The sequence below is a fragment of the Rhizobacter sp. Root1221 genome, assembly GCF_001425785.1.
Classification (GTDB): domain Bacteria; phylum Pseudomonadota; class Gammaproteobacteria; order Burkholderiales; family Burkholderiaceae_C; genus Rhizobacter.
This window is the reverse complement of record NZ_LMDI01000015.1, coordinates 33,620-54,415: the sequence shown is the minus strand read 5'-3', so window position 1 is coordinate 54,415 and position 20,796 is coordinate 33,620. Positions and strand designations below refer to the sequence as shown.

At 67.5% G+C, this 20,796-nt stretch carries 19 protein-coding genes; 9 read left to right on the top strand and 10 right to left on the bottom strand.

The features are described 5' to 3' along the window. Window positions 1-23: 23 nt before the first annotated feature. Together ASC87_RS13200 and ASC87_RS13195 are read left to right on the top strand one after the other, a co-directional pair. Window positions 24-404: a diacylglycerol kinase gene (locus tag ASC87_RS13200; protein ID WP_056662230.1), complete on the top strand. Its 381-nt coding sequence runs from the start codon at window positions 24-26 to the stop codon at window positions 402-404. Between the two features lie 13 nt (window positions 405-417). Then, window positions 418-996, top strand: a complete 579-nt coding sequence (locus tag ASC87_RS13195; RefSeq protein WP_056662227.1) for a TIGR00730 family Rossman fold protein — start codon at window positions 418-420, stop codon at window positions 994-996. 95 nt (window positions 997-1,091) lie between these two features. Here the strand turns inward: ASC87_RS13195 and ASC87_RS13190 are convergent, their stop codons facing one another. Continuing rightward, window positions 1,092-1,430, bottom strand: coding sequence for a P-II family nitrogen regulator (locus ASC87_RS13190; RefSeq protein ID WP_056662224.1), 339 nt, complete (start codon window positions 1,428-1,430; stop codon window positions 1,092-1,094). 34 nt (window positions 1,431-1,464) lie between these two features. Next, window positions 1,465-3,138 carry an NAD+ synthase gene (locus tag ASC87_RS13185; RefSeq protein WP_056662222.1) on the bottom strand — a complete coding sequence of 558 codons (1,674 nt, stop codon included), beginning with the start codon at window positions 3,136-3,138 and terminating at the stop codon, window positions 1,465-1,467. On the opposite strand from ASC87_RS13185, the gene ASC87_RS13180 reads away from it, so the two are divergent. Beyond that, window positions 3,139-4,308 carry a GNAT family N-acetyltransferase gene (locus ASC87_RS13180; protein WP_056662218.1) on the top strand — a complete coding sequence of 390 codons (1,170 nt, stop codon included), beginning with the start codon at window positions 3,139-3,141 and terminating at the stop codon, window positions 4,306-4,308. Here ASC87_RS13180 and ASC87_RS13175 read toward each other — a convergent pair. Further along, on the bottom strand, window positions 4,298-7,018 hold the full coding sequence (locus ASC87_RS13175) for a pitrilysin family protein (protein WP_157604028.1): 2,721 nt from the start codon (window positions 7,016-7,018) through the stop codon (window positions 4,298-4,300). The genes ASC87_RS13180 and ASC87_RS13175 overlap by 11 nt on opposite strands. Before the next feature lie 129 nt (window positions 7,019-7,147). Here ASC87_RS13175 and ASC87_RS32745 point away from each other — a divergent pair, with 129 nt between their 5' ends. After that, window positions 7,148-8,113, top strand: coding sequence for an SRPBCC domain-containing protein (locus tag ASC87_RS32745; RefSeq protein ID WP_200954356.1), 966 nt, complete (start codon window positions 7,148-7,150; stop codon window positions 8,111-8,113). Between the two features lie 54 nt (window positions 8,114-8,167). Here the strand turns inward: ASC87_RS32745 and ppa are convergent, their stop codons facing one another. After that, window positions 8,168-8,707, bottom strand: coding sequence for an inorganic diphosphatase (ppa, locus tag ASC87_RS13160; RefSeq protein ID WP_056662391.1), 540 nt, complete (start codon window positions 8,705-8,707; stop codon window positions 8,168-8,170). A gap of 220 nt (window positions 8,708-8,927) precedes the next feature. Here ppa and ASC87_RS13155 point away from each other — a divergent pair, with 220 nt between their 5' ends. The 5 genes from ASC87_RS13155 (at window position 8,928) to ASC87_RS13135 (ending at window position 14,611) form a co-directional block, all read left to right on the top strand. After that, window positions 8,928-11,075, top strand: coding sequence for a sodium-translocating pyrophosphatase (locus tag ASC87_RS13155; RefSeq protein WP_056662215.1), 2,148 nt, complete (start codon window positions 8,928-8,930; stop codon window positions 11,073-11,075). A gap of 149 nt (window positions 11,076-11,224) precedes the next feature. Then, on the top strand, window positions 11,225-11,866 hold the full coding sequence (locus ASC87_RS13150; RefSeq protein ID WP_056662211.1) for a peroxiredoxin: 642 nt from the start codon (window positions 11,225-11,227) through the stop codon (window positions 11,864-11,866). Window positions 11,867-11,927: 61 nt separating this feature from the next. After that, entirely contained in the window at window positions 11,928-12,875 is a 948-nt protein-coding gene (locus ASC87_RS13145; protein WP_056662209.1) for a CysB family HTH-type transcriptional regulator, read from the top strand. A gap of 89 nt (window positions 12,876-12,964) precedes the next feature. Continuing rightward, the gene (locus ASC87_RS13140; protein WP_056662207.1) at window positions 12,965-14,284 is read left to right on the top strand and encodes a type II toxin-antitoxin system HipA family toxin; all 1,320 of its coding nucleotides are present in this window, start codon (window positions 12,965-12,967) and stop codon (window positions 14,282-14,284) included. Window positions 14,285-14,305: 21 nt separating this feature from the next. Continuing rightward, a complete protein-coding gene (locus tag ASC87_RS13135; protein WP_056662204.1) occupies window positions 14,306-14,611 on the top strand; it encodes an XRE family transcriptional regulator in 306 nt (101 codons plus the stop codon). Window positions 14,612-14,620: 9 nt separating this feature from the next. On the opposite strand, the gene ASC87_RS13130 is transcribed toward ASC87_RS13135, so the two are convergent. The 6 genes from ASC87_RS13130 to ASC87_RS13105 form a co-directional block, all read right to left on the bottom strand. Then, window positions 14,621-15,697 carry a sulfate/molybdate ABC transporter ATP-binding protein gene (locus tag ASC87_RS13130; RefSeq protein ID WP_056662201.1) on the bottom strand — a complete coding sequence of 359 codons (1,077 nt, stop codon included), beginning with the start codon at window positions 15,695-15,697 and terminating at the stop codon, window positions 14,621-14,623. After that, window positions 15,694-16,617, bottom strand: a complete 924-nt coding sequence (gene cysW, locus ASC87_RS13125; RefSeq protein ID WP_082568610.1) for a sulfate ABC transporter permease subunit CysW — start codon at window positions 16,615-16,617, stop codon at window positions 15,694-15,696. Before cysW ends, ASC87_RS13130 begins: the two co-directional genes overlap by 4 nt. Window positions 16,618-16,620: 3 nt before the next feature. Continuing rightward, window positions 16,621-17,463 (bottom strand): sulfate ABC transporter permease subunit CysT, encoded by an 843-nt coding sequence (cysT, locus tag ASC87_RS13120; protein ID WP_056662198.1) that lies wholly within the window; start codon window positions 17,461-17,463, stop codon window positions 16,621-16,623. A 55-nt stretch (window positions 17,464-17,518) separates the two neighbouring features. Continuing rightward, window positions 17,519-18,547, bottom strand: a complete 1,029-nt coding sequence (locus ASC87_RS13115) for a sulfate ABC transporter substrate-binding protein (protein ID WP_082568609.1) — start codon at window positions 18,545-18,547, stop codon at window positions 17,519-17,521. A 237-nt stretch (window positions 18,548-18,784) separates the two neighbouring features. Further along, a complete protein-coding gene (locus ASC87_RS13110) occupies window positions 18,785-19,798 on the bottom strand; it encodes a sulfate ABC transporter substrate-binding protein (RefSeq protein WP_056662195.1) in 1,014 nt (337 codons plus the stop codon). 127 nt (window positions 19,799-19,925) lie between these two features. Further along, entirely contained in the window at window positions 19,926-20,795 is an 870-nt protein-coding gene (locus tag ASC87_RS13105) for an ATP-binding cassette domain-containing protein (protein ID WP_082568608.1), read from the bottom strand. Window position 20,796: the final 1 nt, after the last annotated feature.

The window sequence follows — 20,796 nt, the reverse complement described above, 5'->3', positions numbered from 1 at the left end:
GGCCCAAGGCACAATCGCCGCCCATGACCAATCCATACAAGGGGCGCATCGGCCTCGACCGTGTCGTCCGCGCCATCGGCTACTCCTTCGAGGGGCTCGCCTCCGCCTACCGGGGTGAAAGCGCCTTCCGCCAGGAAACCTGGGCCGCCGTGGTGCTCGTGCCCACGGCCTTCTGGCTCGGCCGCACCTGGCTCGAAACCCTGCTGCTGGTGGGTTCGGTGGGTTTCGTGATGATCGTCGAGCTGCTGAACTCGGGCATCGAGGCCGCCATCGACCGCATCTCGTTCGACCGCCACGAACTCTCGAAACGGGCCAAGGACCAGGCCAGCGCCGCCGTGTTCCTGTCGGTGATGCTGGCCAGCGCCACCTGGCTCACCATCGCCTGGCAACGTTTTTTCGCCTGAGGGAGAAGACCCCATGCCCACCTTGTGCGTCTACTGCGGCTCGAGCCCCGGCACCGACCCCGCATTCGCGGAAGCGGCACGCGCCGTGGGCTCCCTCATCGGCCAGCAGGGCTGGCAACTGGTGTACGGCGGCGGGCGCGCGGGCCTGATGGGCATCGTGGCCGACGCCGCGCTGGCCGCGGGTGCGCCGGTGGTGGGGGTGATTCCCCAGACGCTGATGGTGCGCGAGCTGGGGCATCCCCGGCTCACCGAGCTGCATGTCGTCGAAACCATGCACCAGCGCAAGACGATGATGGCCGAGCGGGCGGACGCCTTCGTGGCGCTTCCCGGCGGCATCGGCACGTTCGAGGAACTGTTCGAAGTGTGGACCTGGCGGCAGCTCGGTTACCACGACAAGCCGGTGGGCCTGCTGAACGTGGCGGGCTACTACGACCCGCTGCTCGCATTTCTCGGCAACTCGGTCGACAGCGGTTTCGTGGGCACCGCCCAGCACCGGCTGCTCCAGGTGGGCACCGACCCCGCGGAACTGCTGCGCCGGCTGGCGCACCAGGCCGGGCAGTCCCCCGCTCCGGATGACTACCGGCTGATCTGACCCTGGCGCCCCCCCAAAAAAAGGCCCGCACGTGGCGGGCCCGATGGAGATTCAACAGGATCAGGAACAGGAACAGGGATCAGGAAAGAGAAGGATCAGACGGCAGCTTCGTCGGTTTCACCGGTGCGGATGCGCACCACCTGCTCGACGGCGGTGACGAAAATCTTGCCGTCGCCGATCTTGCCCGTCTTGGCGGCCTTCACCACGGCCTCGATGCAGCGGTCCACGTCGCCGTCCTTGACGACCACCTCGACCTTGACCTTCGGCAGGAAGTCGACCACGTATTCGGCACCCCGGTACAGCTCGGTGTGACCCTTCTGGCGCCCGAAACCCTTCACCTCGGTCACCGTCAGCCCGGTGACGCCGACTTCGGCCAGCGCCTCGCGCACTTCCTCGAGCTTGAACGGTTTGACGATCGCGGTGATTTGTTTCATGCAAGGTCTCCAGATAGAGGGGAATAGGCGTAGTTTAAGCGCGGAACCCGGAGGTGATGGGGTAACGCCAATCCCGCCCGAACGCGCGGTGGGTGATCCGGATGCCCACCGGGGCCTGCCGGCGCTTGTACTCGTTGATCTTGATGAGCCGGGTGACCCGCTCCACGTCGGCCGGGGAAAAGCCCGCGGCCACGATGTCGCCGATGGCCTGGTCGTCTTCCATGTAGCGCTGCAGGATGGCGTCGAGCACCTCGTACGGCGGCAGGCTGTCCTGGTCCGTCTGGTCGGGGCGCAGCTCGGCCGACGGGGGGCGCGTGATGATGCGCTCGGGGATGACCTCGGCGCCCTGGGCGTTTTTCCAGAGGGCCAGGCGGTACACGAGGGTCTTGGCCACGTCCTTGATGACGGCGAACCCGCCGGCCATGTCGCCGTACAGCGTGCAGTAGCCGGTGGCCATCTCGCTCTTGTTGCCGGTGGTGAGCACAATGCTGCCGAACTTGTTCGACAGCGCCATCAGCAGCGTGCCGCGGATGCGGGCCTGGATGTTTTCCTCGGTGGCATCCTCGGCGCGGCCGGCGAACTCGGTGGCCAGGCTCTGCTTGAAGGCCTCGAACTCGGGCACGATGGAGATCTCGTCGTACCGCACGCCCAGCCGCGCAGCCATGTCGCGGGCGTCGATCCAGGAGATGTCGGCCGTGTACGGCGACGGCATCATCACGGCGCGCACCCTGTCGGCACCGATGGCATCCACCGCGACGGCCAGCACCAGCGCCGAATCGATGCCCCCGCTGAGGCCGATCAAGGCGCCGGGGAACCCGTTCTTGCCGATGTAATCGCGCACGCCGGTCACGAGAGCGCCCCAGGCCTGCCCTTCGAGGGACGGCACCGGGGCCACGTCGCCCGCCACCCCGTCCGCCGACACGTCGAGCAGCACCAGCGCTTCTTCGAACATCGGGGCCCGTGCGGCAATGTGCCCTTCGGCGTCCACCGCAAACGAGGCGCCGTCGAACACCACCTCGTCCTGCCCACCCGTCAGGTGGGCATACAGCACGGGCAGGCGGGTGTCGCGGGCACGTTCGGCCATGCGCTCCTCGCGTTCGGCCACCTTGCCCAGGTGGAACGGCGACGCGTTGAGCACACACAGCACCTGGGCGCCGGCTGCCTTGGCGGCCCGGCCCGGTTCGTCGAACCAGGCGTCTTCGCAGATGTTGAGGCCGAACGTCACCCCGCCCGACTCGAACACGACGGGGCCCAGGCCCGCGTCGCGGCCCGAGACGAAGTAGCGGCGTTCGTCGAACACCTGGTAATTGGGCAGCTCGCGCTTGGCGTACGTGGCGGTGATGCGCCCCTCGACCAGCACCGACGCGGCGTTGAGCCGGTGTGGCACCGACTGCGAGCGCGTGCGCAGCCCGGCGGTGTCGTCGATGGCGTGCGGGTGGCCGACGACCACAGACAATCCGGGCAAATCGGCGAGTGCGGCAGCGCAGTCGCGCAGAGCCTGCGAACATGCCTGCATGAACGCGGGGCGCAGCAGCAGGTCCTCGGGCGGGTAGCCACACAGGCTCAGCTCGGGGGTGAGCACCACGCGCGCGCCCTGCTCGTAGGCGCGCCGTGAGAATTCGATGATCTTGCGCGCGTTGCCACCCAGGTCACCCACGGTGGCGTTGATCTGTGCAAGAGCGACTTTGACGCGGGGATTGGAAGGCATATGGATCGAAAAAACGGCTCGGACGATTATGTCATCCGGGTAGTCGGCAGCCCGGCGGACATCGACGCCGACGCGTGGGACCGCCTGCATGACGCCCAGCCGTCGGCGGGCCCCTTCACCCGCCACGCCTACCTGCTCGCCGCCACCGCGTCGGGCAGCGCCACCGAGGATACGGGCTGGTCACCGAGCTTCCTGACCGTGTCGGCGGGCGGCGAACTGGTGGCCGCGTGCCCCCTGTACGTCAAGGACCACTCGTACGGCGAGTACGTGTTCGACTGGGCCTGGGCCGACGCCTACCACCGCCACGGCCTGCGCTACTACCCGAAGCTGCTGTCGGCCGTGCCGTTCACGCCGGTGCCCGGGCCGCGCCTGCTGGCCCGCGACCAGGCCTCGCGCATTGCACTCCTCGAAGGCATGACCCAGTTCGCCACCCAGGCCGGGCTGTCGTCTGCCCACGTGCTGTTCCTGGACGAGGCCGACCAGGCCGCCGCGCGGGCCGCGGGCTGGCTGATGCGCAGCACCGTGCAGTTCCACTGGACCCAGCGCGAGCCCGAACCCTACGCCGACTTCGCCGACTTCCTCGCCGACCTGAACCGCGACAAGCGCAAGAAGATCCAGCAAGAACGCCGCCGCGTGCAGGAAGCGGGTGTCACATTCACCTCGCACGAGGGCGACGCGATTACCCCGGACCTGTGGGACTTCTTCCACCGCTGCTACGGCCAGACCTACCAGGAGCATCGCTCCACGCCGTACCTCACGCGCGACTTCTTCGAGCGCATGCAGCGCACGATGGCACGGCACTGGCTGCTGTTCGTGGCGTGGCGCGGTGAGCAACGCGTGGCCGCGTCGTTGATCGCCATCGACCCGGACCGCCGCAATGCCTTCGGCCGCTACTGGGGCGCCGTGGAACACGTGCCCAACCTGCACTTCGAGGCGTGCTACTACCAGCCTCTCGCCTGGTGCATCGCGCAGGGCTACCGCCGGTTCGAGGGCGGCGCCCAGGGGGAACACAAGATGGCCCGCGGGCTGCTGCCGGTGCAGACCTGGTCGGCCCACTGGCTGGCACACCCGCAGTTTTCGGAGGCGGTGGCCGACCACCTCGCCCGCGAGGGCGAAGGGGTGGCGAACTACCTCGAGGAGCTGGGCGAGCGCCGGCCGTTCAAGGCTTGAAGTCGCCGGCGAACACCACCACCAGGTCGGACGGCTTCACGTAGCGGCGCAGGGCCTCGTTGACCTGCTCCACCGTCAGCTTCGACAGTGCGTCGTCCACCTTGGCCGACACCGCGAACGTGCGGCCGAGGTGCAGGTTGTTGGCGAGCGCCGACGCGAGTACGCCGTCCTGCGCGCGCGACAGGCGGCGGAAGGACAGCAGGCCGTTCTTGCCTTCGGCCAGTTCCTGCGCCGTGAAACCCGACTTCAAGGCCTTGGCCAGCTCGTCGTTGAACGAGGCTTCCACCTTGGCGCGGTTCTGCGGCGCGAAGATGGCGCTGCCCGTCCACGACGAATGCGGCTCCTGGCTGTTCCAGCTGACGCCGGTGCGCACGTCGTACGACAGGCCCTCGGTCTCGCGGATGCGCTTCCAGAGCCGCGAGCTGCCGCCGGCGCCCAGCAGGTAGTTGGCCATCATCAGCGCCGGGTAGTCGGCGTCGGTGTCGGCCAGCGGCACGTCGAGGCGTGCCAGGAAGTTGGCGTTCTGCTTGTCGGGGGTGGACAGCATGAAGCGTTCCGGCTTGACCGGCACGATGGGGTCCGGGACGCGGGTGTAGGGCTCACCACCCTGCCAGTCGCCAAAGCCCTGTTGCAACGCGGCCTTCAGGGCCGGCACGTCGACGTCTCCCGCCGCGCCGAACTCGGCGCGCGACAGCCCGTAGAAGCGCTTGTGGAACGCCTTGACGTTCTCGAGCGTGATGCCACGCACGTCCTGCTCCATTTCGTCGAACGTGCGCGCGTGGCGCACATCACCGCGCGGGTACGGATTGCCGTGGCGCGCCAGCGTGTTGGAGGCCAGCGCGCCCGGCTCACGGCGCTGCTGCTCGATGCCCGACAGCGACTGGCGGCGCAGCTCTTCGGCGGCATCGGCCGGAAACACCGGGTTGCGCAGCAGGTCCGCGACCAGCAGCACCGCGTCGGCAAGGTGCTCGCGCCGCGTCTGCAGCGAGACCGACACGGTGCCGTCGTCGCCACCGATCGCGAGTTCGGTCTTCAGCGCGTCCAGGCGGTCCTGCACCTGCTGGCGGGACAGCGTGGTGGTGCCTTTGTCGAGCAACGCGGCCACGGCGGCGGGCACGTCGTTCTGCCCGAAGAGCGTCTTTTCGTTGCCGAAGTGCAGGGTCATCGTGGCGCGCACGGCGCCACCTCGGGCGCCCTTCGGCAGCACGGCCACCTTCAGGCCGCCGACGTCGAACCGTTCGGTGCGGCGGTCGATGTTGGCCGGCGTGGCCTCGAACGCCTCCACGGAGGCCGCGGCGGCCTGCGGCTTGAACGCCTTCAGTTCGGCCGCCATGTCCACGCGGGCCGGCAACGGCGCGCGGGCCGGCTTTTCGGTGGGCACATAGACACCCAGCGTGCGGTTGCTGGGCAGCAGCCGCTCGGCCGCCACGCGCTGCACGTCGGCCAGCGTCAGGGCCTGCACGCGGTCACGGGTGAGGAAAAAGAGGCGCCAGTCGCCCTGGGCCACCGACTCGCTGAGCGACACGCCCACGGTTTCCGGGTTGGTGAAGGCCTGCTCCCAGTCCTTGAGCCACTTGGCCTGGGCGCGCTTGAACTCTTCGTCGGTGATGGGTTCGGTGACCACCGACTCGACGGTGGCGATCAGCGCCGCGCGGGCCTTGTCCACGTCCTGCCCAGGGGCGAGCTGCGCGCCGAACAGCGTGAAGCCCGGTTCCGCGAGGCCCTCCGCGAAGGCGTAGGTGGCGGCAGCGAGCTGCTGCTCGGTGAGCCGCTTGTGCAGCCGGCCGGACGGGGTGTCGCCCATCACGAGGTTGATGAGTTCGATGGCCGCGTAGTCGCGGCTCGCGCCTGGGGGCACGTGGTAGGCCGCGTTGATGAGCGGCACACCGCCCACGCGGTGCAGCGTGATGCTGCGTTCGCCGTCCTGCACCGGGTCCAGCGTGTACTGCATGGGCAGCTTGCGCGACGGTTTGGGAACGCGCGCGAAGTCGGCAGCGATCCAGCCGAGTACCTTGGCCGGTTCGAACTTGCCCGAGACGATCAGCGTGGCGTTGTCGGGCTGGTAGTACGTGCGGTAGAAGGCCTGCAGGCGCGGGATGTCGACGTTTTCGACGTCGGTGCGCGCGCCGATGGTGTTCTTGCCGTAGTTGTGCCACTGGAACATGGTGGCGAGCGTCTTCTCGAACAGGATGCGCTGCGGGTTGTTCTCGCCCATCTCCATCTCGTTGCGCACCACGGTCATCTCGGTGTCGAGGTCCTTGCGGGCGATGAAGCTGTTGACCATGGCGTCGGCCTGCCAGCCGAGGTACCAGCGCAGGTTGTCCTCGTTGCTGGCAAAGCTGGCGAAGTAGTTCGTGCGGTCGAACCACGTGCTGCCGTTGGCGGCCAGGCCGCGCTTCGTGAACTCGGACCACACCGTGGGGTGCTTCTTGGAACCCTTGAACAGCAGGTGCTCCAGCAGGTGGGCCATGCCGGTTTCGCCGTAGTTCTCCTGGCGCGAGCCCACGTGGTACGTCATGTTGACGGTGGTGGTGGGCTTGGAGGCGTCGGGGATCAGCAGCACCTGCAGGCCGTTGGCCAGCCGGTACTCGGTGATGCCCTCCACCGCCTGCACCTTCGTGACCCCGGGCGGGGCGGCCTGGGCGGTACTCGCTTGGACGAACAATGCGGCAGACACGCCGACGGCAACGCTCAGGATTCGGTGCAGCATGGGCAAGGACAGGCTCCGGGAACGAAAGAGGCAGTGTAGAGCGCGCGCCGGGCCGGACAGTTCCGCATTGACAGCAAAACCAGGACCTTTCATCCTGGGCCACCGGCGCCGCCGCCAGGAGACCCCGCGATGACCGACACCACCGTCACCGTGACCCACCGATTCGATGTGCCCGCCGACCGGGTGTTCGACGCGTGGCTCGACCCGGCCTGGATCGGCCGCTGGATGTTCGGCCCGGGGGTGCGCGACGAACGCATCTGCCACCTCACCCTCGACCCGCGCGTGGGCGGCCGGTTCTCATTCGAGGTGGAGCGGCAGGGCCAGGTGCTCGACCATGTCGGCGAATACCTGGAGATCGTGCGGCCCGGCCGCCTCGTGTTCACCTGGGGCGTGGCTGGCACCGCATCGTCGCGGGTCACCGTCACCGTCGCCGATTCACCGGGTGGTTGCGAGCTGACCCTCTTGCACGAGATCCCGGCCGAATGGGCCGACTTCGCCCAGCGCACACGGGCCGGCTGGGACTTCATGCTGTCCACGCTCGACCGTGAACTGCATCCCGTGGATGGGCATGTCCACCCGGTTTCCGCCAGCACCGTGCGCATGGAGCGCCTGCTGCCCGGCCCCGCCGAACGGGTTTGGGAATTCCTGACCGACCCCGACAAACGCGCGCTCTGGCTCGCGGGTGGCCCGATGGAACTGCGGCTCGGTGGTGCGGTGGAGTTGCACTTCCGGCATGCCGACCTCTCTCCCGTCAAGGTACCCACGCCCGAGGCTTACCGGGCGATGGAGGCCGGCCACGTGCTGCGCGGCACCGTCACGCAGATTGATCCGCTGCACCGGCTGGGGTTCACCTGGGGACCGGGCCCGGCCGCGTCGGAGGTGATGTTCGAACTCGTGCCCCAGGGCAACCTGGTGCGGCTCGTGCTCACGCACACCCGGCTCGCCGACTCGGCCGAACTGCGCAGCGTCAGCGGCGGATGGCACACCCACGCCGACATCCTCGAGGACCGCCTGCGCGGCCAGGTGCCCGAAGCATTCTGGACGCGGCACGCCGTCATCGAGGCGATGTACCGCCAGCGCGAGCGCAACGGCTGACGCCATGAAAAAAGCCGCAGCACGCTGCGGCCTCCTGCTGCGGATGCGGCGTTCTCAGTCCTTGGCGGACTTGGCGTACGCGGCGATGCCGTTGAGGACTTCTTCCTTGGCGGCTTCCGGGCCTTCCCAGCCCGTGACCTTGACCCACTTGCCGGGTTCCAGGTCCTTGTAGTGCTCGAAGAAGTGCTGGATGGTCTTCAGGCGCAGCGGGTTCATGTCTTCCGGCTTCTGCCAGTGCGTGTAGATCGGCAGGATCTTGTCGATGGGCACGGCGAGCAGCTTGGCGTCACCGCCAGCCTCGTCTTCCATCTTCAGGATGCCGATGGGGCGGCATGGCACCACCACGCCCGGGAACAGCGGGAACGGCGTGATCACGAGCACGTCCACCGGATCGCCGTCGTCGGACAGCGTCTGGGGGATGTAGCCGTAGTTGCACGGGTAGTGCATCGCCGTGCTCATGAAGCGATCCACGAACAGGGCGCCGCTGTCCTTGTCCACCTCGTACTTGACGGGATCGGCGTTCATCGGAATCTCGATGATCACGTTGAACTGCTCGGGCGCTTTGGCCCCAGGGGTCACTTTGTCCAGGCTCATGGTGTAGGTGGTCAGGTTGCGGACGCGGGAAAACACGTATTTTACCCTTTCGCACGGCTGTTCCCTTGCAGTGTCCTTACCGCTGGAAAACACCATGAGGACTTCGGTCCGTTGTTCCCTTAGCATGCGCCGCTACACGTCCCCACGTTGGTACCCGGGGCGAAGGCATTTGACGGTTCCGTTCCAGTAGTCCACGTTCAGACGACGAAGGAGTCCCCCAATGTCCCAACCCCTGGCGCCCAACCTGCTGGCGTACCTCGCGCTGGCCTGCGGAGCGATCGCGGTTCTCTACGGCTTCATCCAGAGAAGCTGGATCCTGAAGCAGGACCCTGGCAACCCCCGCATGCAGGAGATCGCGGCGGCCATCCAGCAAGGGGCGTCGGCATACCTCGCGCGCCAGTACAAGACCATCGCCATCGTCGGCGTCGTGCTGGCCATCCTCATCGGCCTGTTCCTCGACCTCATCACCGCGGGCGGGTTCGTGCTCGGCGCCGTGCTGTCGGGCGCGTGCGGGTTCATCGGCATGAACGTCTCGGTGCGCGCCAACGTGCGCACCGCGCAGGCGGCCACGCAAGGCATCGCCCCGGCGCTCAACGTCGCGTTCAAGGGCGGCGCCATCACCGGCATGCTGGTGGTGGGCCTCGGCCTGCTGGGCGTGACGCTCTTTTTCATGTTCCTCACCCGCGGCGGCGCGGTGGCCCCCGAGATGCTGGCGGGCACGCTGAAGCCGCTGCTGGGCTTCGCGTTCGGCGCGTCACTGATCTCCATCTTCGCGCGGCTCGGGGGTGGCATCTTCACGAAGGGGGCCGACGTGGGCGCCGACCTCGTGGGCAAGGTGGAGGCCGGCATCCCGGAGGACGATCCGCGCAACCCGGCCGTGATCGCCGACAACGTGGGTGACAACGTGGGCGACTGCGCCGGCATGGCGGCCGACCTGTTCGAGACCTACGCCGTGACGCTGATCGCCACGATGGCGCTCGGCGCGCTGGTGGTGCCCAATGCCGCGCTGTACGCGGTGCTGTATCCGCTGACGCTCGGCGCGTTCTCGATCATCGCCTCCATCATCGGGTGCAGCGCGGTCAAGGCCAGCCCAGGCATGAAAAACGTGATGCCGGCGCTCTACAAGGGGCTGACGGTGGCCGGGGTCATCTCGCTCGTCGGCTTCTGGTTCATCACGAAGGCGGTGATGCCCGACAACGCACTCGGTGCAGACACGCACTTGCGCCTGTTCGGCGCGTGTGCCGTGGGCCTCGTGCTGACGGCCGCGATGGTGTGGATCACCGAGTTCTACACCGGCACCAACTACAAGCCGGTGCAGCACATCGCCCAGGCGTCCACCACCGGGCACGGCACCAACATCATCGCCGGGCTCGGCGTGTCGATGCGTTCCACCGCGTGGCCGGTGCTGTTCGTCTGCATCGCCATCCTCGTGTCGTACGAGCTGGCCGGCCTCTACGGCATCGCCGTGGCCGCCACCGCCATGCTGAGCATGGCCGGCATCGTCGTGGCACTCGATGCCTACGGCCCCATCACCGACAACGCCGGCGGCATCGCCGAGATGGCCGAGCTGCCCAAGTCCGTGCGCGACGTGACCGACCCGCTCGACGCCGTCGGCAACACCACGAAGGCGGTCACGAAGGGGTATGCCATCGGGTCGGCGGGCCTGGCCGCCCTGGTGCTGTTCGCCGACTACACCCACGCGCTGACGGCGCGCGGGCTGGTCGTGCGGTTCGACCTGTCCGAACCGATGGTCATCGTGGGCCTGTTCATCGGCGGGTTGATCCCCTACCTCTTCGGCGCGATGGCGATGGAGGCCGTGGGCCGCGCCGCTGGCGCGGTGGTGGAGGAAGTGCGCCGCCAGTTCCGCGACATCAAGGGCATCATGGACGGCAGCGGCAAACCCGAGTACGGCCGCGCGGTCGACATGCTCACGGGGGCGGCCATCAAGGAGATGATCGTCCCGAGCCTGCTGCCGGTGGTGGTGCCCATCCTGGTGGGCCTGCTGCTGGGCCCGGCCGCGCTCGGCGGGCTGCTGATGGGTACCATCGTCACGGGCCTCTTCGTCGCCATCTCGATGTGCACCGGCGGCGGTGCATGGGACAACGCGAAGAAGTACATCGAGGACGGCCACCATGGCGGCAAGGGTTCCGAGGCGCACAAGGCCGCCGTCACCGGCGACACCGTGGGCGACCCCTACAAGGACACGGCCGGCCCGGCCGTGAACCCGCTCATCAAGATCATCAACATCGTGGCCCTGCTGATCGTGCCGCTGTTGCCCGGCGGCCTCGTGCCCCACACGGCGGCCCAGGCGGAGGTGCCGGCCATCCACGCGCCTGCACCCGCCCCGACGGCCCGCGCGTCACCCTGAACCCGCCGGGCTCCCCGCCAACGGAGGCCAGTGGCCTCCGTTTTCTCTTGTGCGAAAAACGCATAAGAAAAGCATGAATCAGTTGTTCCTTCACCGAAGCGTGCCTCGGATACTGACCCCCTGTTCGGAAATCAACAGCAAGGATCACGATGGCCAGCTTGAAACTCGGCGACACCGCCCCTGACTTCACCCAGCAATCCAGCGCGGGCGAGATCCACTTCCACGACTGGCTCGGCAGCAGCTGGGGTGTGTTGTTCTCCCACCCCGCCGACTTCACGCCGGTGTGCACCACCGAGCTCGGCCTCACGGCCAAGCTGAAGGACGAGTTCGCAAGGCGCAACGTCAAGGCCATCGCGCTGTCGGTCGACGCGGTCGAGTCGCACGCCAAGTGGATCAACGACATCAACACCACCCAGAAGACCGTGGTGGGGTTCCCGATCCTCGCGGACGCGGACCGCAAGGTCTCCGAGCTGTACGACCTGATCCACCCGAACGCCAGCACCACGGCCACGGTGCGCTCGCTGTTCGTGATCGACCCGGCCAGGAAGATCCGCCTGACCATCACGTACCCGGCCAGCACCGGCCGCAACTTCGACGAGATCCTCCGCGTGATCGACTCGCTGCAGCTGACCGACTCGCACAGCGTGGCCACGCCCGGCAACTGGAAGGACGGTGACGACGTCGTGATCGTGCCGTCCATCCAGGACCCCGAGGTCATCAAGCAGAAGTTCCCGAAGGGGTACACCGCTGTCACGCCGTACCTGCGCCTCACGCCGCAGCCGAACAAGTAAGGCACTCGCCCCTCACGCACGCGGGCCGGCTTCGGCCCGTTTTTTCTGCCGGTCCCCTCCCATGAATTTTCAACAACTGCGCTCGGTCCGTGAAGCGGTTCGCTGCGGCTACAACCTCACCGAGGTGGCCAAGGTGCTGCACACGTCGCAACCCGGTGTCAGCCGCCAGATCCGCGAACTCGAGGAAGAACTCGGGGTGGACCTTTTCGTGCGTGCGGGCAAGCGGCTCACGTCGCTGACGGAGGTGGGCACGCTGATCGTGCCCATCGTCGAGAACATGCTGAACGACGCCGACAACCTGCGCCGTGCCGGCGAGGAATTCACGCAACAGGCGAACGGCCGGCTGTCGATCGCGGCCACCCACTCGCAGGCGCGCTACGCGTTGCCCGGCGCGGTGCGTGACTTCCGCCAGCGTTACCCGCAGGTCACGCTGAACCTGCACCAGGGCTCACCCAAGCAGGTGGCCGAGATGTTGATCTCGGGCGAGGCCGACATCGGCATTGCCACCGAGGCCCTCGACAAGTACGACAACCTGGTCGCCCTGCCCTGCTACCGCTGGACCCACAGCGTGATCGTGCCGCCCGACCACCCGCTGCTCGACGGCGAACCGCTCACGCTGCAGCGCCTGTCGAAGTTCCCGATCATCACGTATGGCGCCGGCTACACGGGCCGCATCCACATCGACGAGGCCTTCGAAGCAGCCGGCCTGCCCATCGACCTGGTGCTGACCGCCATGGACGCGGACGTGATCAAGACCTACGTCGAGCTGGGCCTGGGCGTGGGCATCGTGGCATCCATCGCGTTCGACGAAGAGCGTGATCGCAACCTGCGCGCCATCGACGCAGGCCAGCTGATCGCGATCAACCTGACGAAGCTCGCGGTTCGCCGCGGCAGCTTCCTGCGCAGCTACGTCTACGACTTCATCGAGACCTTCGCTTCCACATTGACCCGCGATGTGGTGCAGAAGGCGATGGCGACGAGCCCTGGGGAACGCATCGGGGAGCTGTGATCCGGCGAACCCCTTGCAATCATATTTAGGCAAAATACCACCCTGAATGAAGCCTTTGCCCCCCGCTTTCATGGTAATGTTTTGCCGAAATGATAGACGCATGCACGCTTCAGCTCCATTTGGATGGCGCCTGGCACGACGCCGGCTCCACCAGCCTGTTCGGCCCGGTGAACGCCGGCTGGCAGGCCCGGTCCTACACCGGCTATGCGGCCGACTGGGCCGTGGCCCACGCGGGGCGACGCGACGCGGCAGCGTTCAGTTGCCGAACCCCGGTGGGCCTGAAGGCCCTCGAACTGCCCCATTGGCCGGTGTTCCTGGTCGATGCGCTGCCTCAAGGGTTCGGCCGCGGTGAACTGCTGAAACGCCTGCAACTGCCAGCCACCGCCCAGTCCGAAGCCGACTGGCCGCTGCTGCTGGCTGGCGCGGGCAACCCCATCGGCAACCTGCGCGTCAAGGAAGCCGCCGAGTGGCTGGCCGCCCGTGCCGGCCCCACCCAGGGGTTCACCGACGCCGAAGTGGCTCGACGCGGGGAAGACTTCGCGGAACACCTGGCGTCCCACGGCCTGTTTGTCGCCGGCTCGTCAGGCGTGCAGGGCGAGTGGCCCAAGATCTTGTTGACCCGCGGCCGGGACGGCCTGCTCTACCTCGATCACACGTTGCCCGATAGCGAGGCCACCGAACACTTCATCGTCAAGTTCGGACGCGGTGCCGACGCCGACCTGGCCCGCATCCTCCGGCACGAGGCGCCCTACATGCAGGCTGCACGCTTGCTGGGCCTGCGTGTTCACGCCGACCTCGTCTTTCGCGAACGGGCGTTGTTCATCCCGCGCTTCGACCGGCGCGTCGATGCCGATGCTGCCGCGCCCCAGGTGATCCGCCTCGCACAGGAAAGCATCGCGACGCTGACCGGCAAGGTGGGATTCATCACGGTGCCCAGCCACGATGACGTCTGCCGGCAGCTGGTGCTGCGATGCACCGATCCTCAGGCGGAAGTGCTGGAATACCTGCGGCGCGATGTCGCGAACCTCGCGCTCGGCAACAAGGACAACCATGCCCGCAACACCGCGGTGCAGCGCGATGACCAGGGCGTCGTGCGCCTGACGCCGTTGTTCGACTTCGTGCCGATGTACATGCACCCCGACGGCATCGCGCGCCGCATCCGGTGGGAGGGCAACGACGGGGGCGCCCCTGACTGGGCCCGGGTGCTCGACGCAGTGTGCCAAGCGGCCAGGGGCCGCCCGCCCGCGGCGCTTGACCGTGACCACCTTGCCGAAGGCCTGCGGTCCATGGCCCCGGCGCTGCTCGCGGTGCGCGACCACGGCGAGTCGATCGGCATCGAGCACGAGGTGCTCAGCCATCTGGCACCGGGCATCGACGCCCAGGTCCGCCAGCTCGAGAACCTGCGCTGAGCGTGGAGCGCGGAGCACCGCATGGACAAGCGCTACAACGAACTGCCGCTGAGCCAGCAACTGACGCTGCGCAAGCAAGCTGTCGACGATGTGCTGGCAAACCCGTCGTGGCCGCTGCACCAGGTGATCCGCCACCTGAAGACCACGATGCGCCTGACCGCCGCCGAGTTCTCTGCGCTGGCCGGCGTCTCTTTGAAAACGCTGCAGAACCTGGAGCGCGGCGACAGCGCCGGCAACGTGCAGTCGGTCAACCGTGTGCTGGGCGTGCTGGGGCTGCGCCTGGGTGTCGTGCGCGACACCCAGGACCTCGATGACGATGGCGCCTGAGCGCCAGGGTCAGATCATCGACGCCGGATCCGTCGTTTCGCTCGCCACGGGGTTCTGCCCCGCCGAGAAGCGCGTGACACGCCGCGGCAGCAGGTGCACCTGGCTGCCGGTGTCGAGGTTCAGGCGCTGGCGCAGCGCGTTGTACTCGCTGCGCGGCATCTCGACGTCGACGTAGCTGCCGTCGTCCAGGCGCTTGAACTCGATGCGGGTCTGCGGCCCCACGGTGAGCGCCTGCGACAGCGTCACGGGCAACGCACCTTCGGTGGCCACGGGCAGGATCTCGAGTTCGTGCGGGCGCACGTAGCTCACCTCGCCCGCCTCCGTGGCACCTCCCGGGGCGTGGCCGAAGCGGCCATGGAACAGGTTCACGTCACCGAGGAACTGCAGCACGAACGGCGTGGCCGGGCGGTCGTACACCTCGTCGGGCGTGCCGTCCTGTTCGATGCGGCCCTTGTTCATCACCACCACACGGTCAGCCACTTCCATGGCCTCGTCCTGGTCGTGGGTGACGAACACGCTGGTGACATGCACCTCGTCGTGCAGGCGGCGCAGCCAGCGGCGCAGTTCCTTGCGCACCTTGGCATCGAGCGCGCCGAATGGCTCGTCGAGCAGCAGCACCTTCGGCTCCACCGCCAGCGCACGGGCCAGCGCGATGCGCTGGCGCTGGCCACCGGAGAGCTGGTGCGGGTAGCGGTCGGCGATCCAGTCGAGCTGCACGAGCTTGAGCAGCTCCATCACCTTCTCGCGGATCTTCGCATCGGACGGGCGGGTGGCGCGCGGGCGCACCCGCAGGCCGAACGCGACGTTCTCGAAGATGCTCATGTGCGCGAACAGCGCGTAGTGCTGGAACACGAAGCCGACGTTGCGGTCGCGCACGTCGTCGTGGGTGGTGTCGTTGCCGTGGAACAGCACCGAGCCTGAATCGGGCCGCTCGAGACCCGCGATGATGCGCAGCAGCGAGGTCTTGCCCGAGCCCGACGGGCCCAGCAGGGCAACGAGTTCGCCGGACGGGATGTCGAGGTTCAGGTTGTCGCACACGACCGTGGCGCCGAACCGCTTGTTCAGGTTGCGGACCTGGATGCTCATGGGGTAACTCCTTGGTTCTCGCTTGCGAGGCGCACTTCGCGCCTGACGCGGCGCTCGACGATGTATTTCAGGGCCATGGTGACAAGCGCCAGCAATGCCAGCAGCGATGCCACCGCGAAGGCCGCGGCGAACTGGTATTCGTTGTAGAGGATCTCGATGTGCAGCGGCATCGTGTTGGTCTGGCCACGGATGTGGCCCGACACGACGGACACCGCACCGAACTCGCCCATCGCACGCGCGTTGCAGAGGATCACGCCGTACAGCAGCGCCCACTTGACGTTGGGCAGCGTCACGCGGCGGAACATCTGCCAGCCCGAGGCGCCTAGCACCCGCGCCGCCTCTTCCTGCTCCTGGCCCTGCGCCTGCATCAGCGGGATCAGCTCGCGGGCCACGAACGGGAAGGTGACGAACACGGTGGCCAGCACGATGCCGGGCACCGCGAACACGATCTTGAGGTCGTGGTCGCGCAGCCATTCACCGAACCAGCCCTGCAACCCGAACACGAGCATGTAGATCAGGCCCACGATGACCGGGGACACCGAAAACGGCAGGTCGATCAGCGTGAGCAGCACGTTCTTGCCGCGGAAGTCGAACTTCGCGATACACCACGCCGCGGCAAGGCCGAACACCAGGTTCAGCGGCACCGAGATGACCGCGGCGATCAGCGTGAGCTTGATGGCCGACAGCGCGTCGGCATCGACGATGGCCGCGAAGTACACGTCGGCGCCCTTCTTGAAGGCCTCGACGAACACCGCGACCAGCGGCACGAACAGGAACACGGTCAGGAACGCGAGCGCCGTGCCGATCAGCGCCCAGCGCACCCACGCGGGTTCGGCCGTGGCCGCGAGCGCGGACTTGCGCACCTGGCCCACGGAGACCGCGGGCACGGCGGCGTCTGCGGTGGTATTCAAGGTGGTCATCGTTCAGCCTCCCTGGCGCTTGCGCGCCCAGGCCTGGATCAGGTTGATGGCCAGCAGCATCACGAAAGACACGACCAGCAGCACCACGGCGATCGCCGTGGCGCCTGCGTAGTCGTACTGTTCCAGCTTCGTGATGATGAGGAGCGGGGTGATCTCGGACACCATGGGCATGTTGCCGGCGATGAAGATCACGGAGCCGTATTCGCCGAGGGCGCGGGCGAACGCGAGCGCGAAGCCCGTCAGCAGCGCCGGCATCATGATCGGGAACAGCACGCGGGTGAAGGTCTGCCAACGCGTGGCGCCCAGCGTGGCGGCGGCCTCCTCGAGCTCCTTCTGCAGGTCTTCCAGCACCGGTTGCAGCGTGCGCACCACGAATGGCAGGCCGATGAACGTGAGCGCGACGAACACGCCGAGCGGTGTGTACGACACCTTCACGCCGATCAATGCGAGGTACTGGCCGATCCAGCCGTTGCCGGCGTACAGCGCGGTGAGCGCGATGCCGGCCACGGCCGTGGGCAGCGCGAACGGCAGGTCGACGAGCGCATCGATGAAGCGCTTGCCGAAGAAGTCGTAGCGCACCAGCACCCACGCGATGATGAGGCCGAAGAAGGCGTTGGCGATGGCGGCCGCGAACGACGCGCCGAACGTGAGGCGATACGAGGCCATCACCCGGGGTGACGTGACCGTGTCCCAGAACTGGGGCCAGGTGAGCGTGAACGTCTTCAGGAACGCGGCCGACAGCGGGATCAGCACGATGAAGCACAGGTACATCACCGTGAAGCCGAGCGCGAGGTCGAAGCCCGGCAACACGCTGTGCCGCTTCAGGAGCGTGCGGGAGAGGAACATGGGGCGTGGAGTTTGAGAGGAAACGCCGGGCCGGCGGGCGGCCCGGGGCGTGCGATCAGCGCTTCTTGGCGGCGGCGATCACCTGGTCGTAGATGCCGCCGTCGTCGAAGTGCTCCTTCTGGGCCTTCGTCCAACCGCCGAACACCTCGTCGACGGTGAAGAGGTTGATCTTCGGGAACTGCTTCGCGTACTTGGCCAGCACCTTCTCCGACCGCGGGCGCAGGTTGTGCTTCGCGACGATTTCCTGGCCTTCGTCGGACCACAGGTACTTCAGGTAGGCCTCGGCCTGCTTGCGCGTGCCCTTGCGGTCCACCACCTTGTCGATCACCGACACGGGGTTCTCGGCCAGGATGCTGGTGGTGGGGTAGACCACGTCGAAGTCGTTGCCGAACTCCTTCAGGATCAGCGGCACCTCGCTCTCGAACGTGGCCAGCGCGTCGCCGATGTTGCGCTGCGCGAACGTGGTGGTGGCGGCACGGCCGCCGCCGTCGAACACCGGCACGTTGCCGAAGATGCGGGTGACGAGGTCACGCGCCTTGGCAGCGTCGCTGCCCGACTTGAGCGCAGCGCCCCAGGCGGCCAGGTACGTGTAGCGCCCGTTGCCCGAGACCTTCGGGTTCGGGATCACCACCGACACGCCCGGGCGGCCCAGGTCGGCCCACTCCTTGATGCCCTTCGGGTTGCCCTTGCGCACCAGGATCACCGACGTGGAGGTGCTGGGAGCGGCGTTGTTCGGGAGGCGCTTGGCCCAGTCCGCCGGCACGAGGTTGCCCTTGTCGTGCAGGAAGTCGATGTCGTTGGCCTGGTTCATCGTGATGACGTCGGCCTCGAGGCCATCGGCCACGCTGCGGGCCTGCTTGCTCGAACCGCCGTGCGACTGGTTGACGGTCAGGTCCTCGCCCGTCGTCTTTTTCCAGTGGGCGATGAACACGGCGTTGTAGTCCTTGTAGAACTCGCGGGCCACGTCGTAGCTCACGTTCAACAGCGTCGGGCCAGCCGCCCACGTGGCGGGTGCGGCGCCCATCAGCAGCGTGGCGGCAACGGCAGCGAGGGTGGCGCGGCGGGAAACAACGGCAGAAGTCATGGCAGGAAGGCCTGTTGAAAAAGCAACAGCGGATCGTAAAGGACGCCTGATACAAACGTAAACAACGCGTTTCCTCGTTGCTTAGTCGAAAACCGCATAAGGAAACGCCCGGCAAAAAGAACCGGGCGTCAAACAAGGCAAGCGCAGCAAGCCGCCCATCAAGCCACCCGCGAGGACCGGCTTCGCCGGCCGACCCGGGGTCGCCCCCTGGGGGCAGGAGCGAAGCGACTGGGGGGCCTACTTTTTTGTGTAGATCTGGTCGAACACGCCGCCGTCGGCGAAGTGGGTCTTCTGCGCCTTCGTCCAGCCGCCGAACACCTCGTCGATGGTGAACAGGCTCACCTTCGGGAAGTTCTTGGCGTACTTGGCAGCCACCTTCTCGTCGATCGGGCGGTAGAAGTTCTTCGCGGCGATCTCCTGGCCCTCGTTGCTGTACAGGTACTCGAGGTACGCGTTGGCCACGTCACGGGTGCCGCGCTTGTCCACCACCTTGTCCACCACCGTCACGGGCGGCTCGGCCAGGATGCTGCTGGGCGGGTAGACGATGTCGAACTTGCCGTCGCCGAATTCCTTGATGGACAGGTGGGCCTCGTTTTCCCAGGCAAGCAGCACGTCGCCAATGCCGCGTTCGGCAAACGTCACCGTGGAGCCACGGGCGCCCGAGTCGAGCACCGGCACGTTCTTGAACAGGTTGCCGACGAACTCGCGGGCCTTGGCGTCGTTGCCACCCGGCTGGCGCAGCGCGTAGCCGTAGGCGGCGAGGTATCCCCAGCGCGCGCCACCGGACGTCTTCGGGTTGGCGGTGATCACCGACACCCCCGGCTTGACCAGGTCGCCCCAGTCCTTGATGCCTTTCGGGTTGCCCTTGCGCACCAGGAAGATGTAGGTCGACGTGTACGGCGAGCTGTTGTGCTTCAGGCGCTTCTGCCAGTCGGGCTTGATCAGCTTGGCCTTCTCGGAAATCTCGTCGATGTCGTAGGCCAGGGCCAGCGTGGTGACGTCGGCGTCGATGCCGTCGATGACCGAGCGTGCCTGCTTGCCCGAACCGCCGTGCGACTGCTTGACCGTGACCGTGTCGCCGGTCTTGGCCTTCCAGTACTTCGAAAACGCGGCGTTGTACTCGACGTACAGCTCGCGGGTGGGGTCGTACGACACGTTGAGCAGCGAGATGTCCTTCGCCCAGACGCTGCCTGCGGCCAGTGCGAGGGTGGTGACCGTGAGCAGGTGCCGCAGGGAACGGGAGTGAGTCATCGAGAAAGTCCTTCGGGTCAGGGGAATGCGAACAAGGTGTCCGCTTGCTGTGCATCGTAGGAAACGGCGCTCACTTGGAGAACGAATGAAAAAGCCGAACGAAATGCGATTTGCGAGTAAGCGTGCGTCAAATGGCCCACCTCAAGCCATGGGCCGCGGTGGTTTCGGGTGCCCAGCCCGGGGCGGCTGCCTCGTTCTCGGGCTGCTGCAGCACGCGGTTCAGGATGCGCTCCTCGTGCGCCGCGAATGCCGGGTTGCGGTGGCGCGGGCGCGGCAGTCCGATGGGGTCGTCGAGCGCGATGCGGTGGTCTTCGATCAACACCACGCGATCGGCCAGCGCCACCGATTCGGCCACGTCGTGGGTCACGAGCAGTGCCGTGAAGCCGTGGCGCTGCCACAGGCGTTCGATCAGCCGGTGCATCTCGATGCGGGTCAGCGCGTCAAGGGCCCCCAACGGTTCATCGAGCAGCAGCAGGCGCGGGGCGTGCACCAGCGCCCGGGCCAGCGCCACACGCTGTCGTTGGCCGCCCGACAGCACCGCGGGCCACTCCTTGGCCCGCTCGGCCAGGCCCACCTGGGCCAGGGCTTCTTGCGCGCGGTCCTTGGCGTCCGGGCCCGTCAGGCCCAGCGCCACGTTGTCGACCACCCGCTTCCACGGCAACAGGCGCGCGTCCTGGAACATGATGCGGATGTCCTGGCGGTGCAGCGACGCCGCCTCGCCGTCGAACGTGATCTGTCCTGCGTCGGCCGACTCGAGGCCTGCCAGCAAGCGCAGCAGCGTGCTCTTGCCGCAACCGCTGCGGCCCACGATGGAGACGAATTCGCCGGGCGCCAGGCGCAGGTCCACGCCCTGGAGCACCTCGCGGCCGCCATAACGCTTGACGATGGCCTGCGCGTGCACGGCCGCGCCATGGGGCCGGGCCACGCGCGCGGTGGCCTGGGGACGGGCGGGCGCGAACGCGGCGCCGGCCGGGAGGGTGAGGTGTTGCTGGCTCATG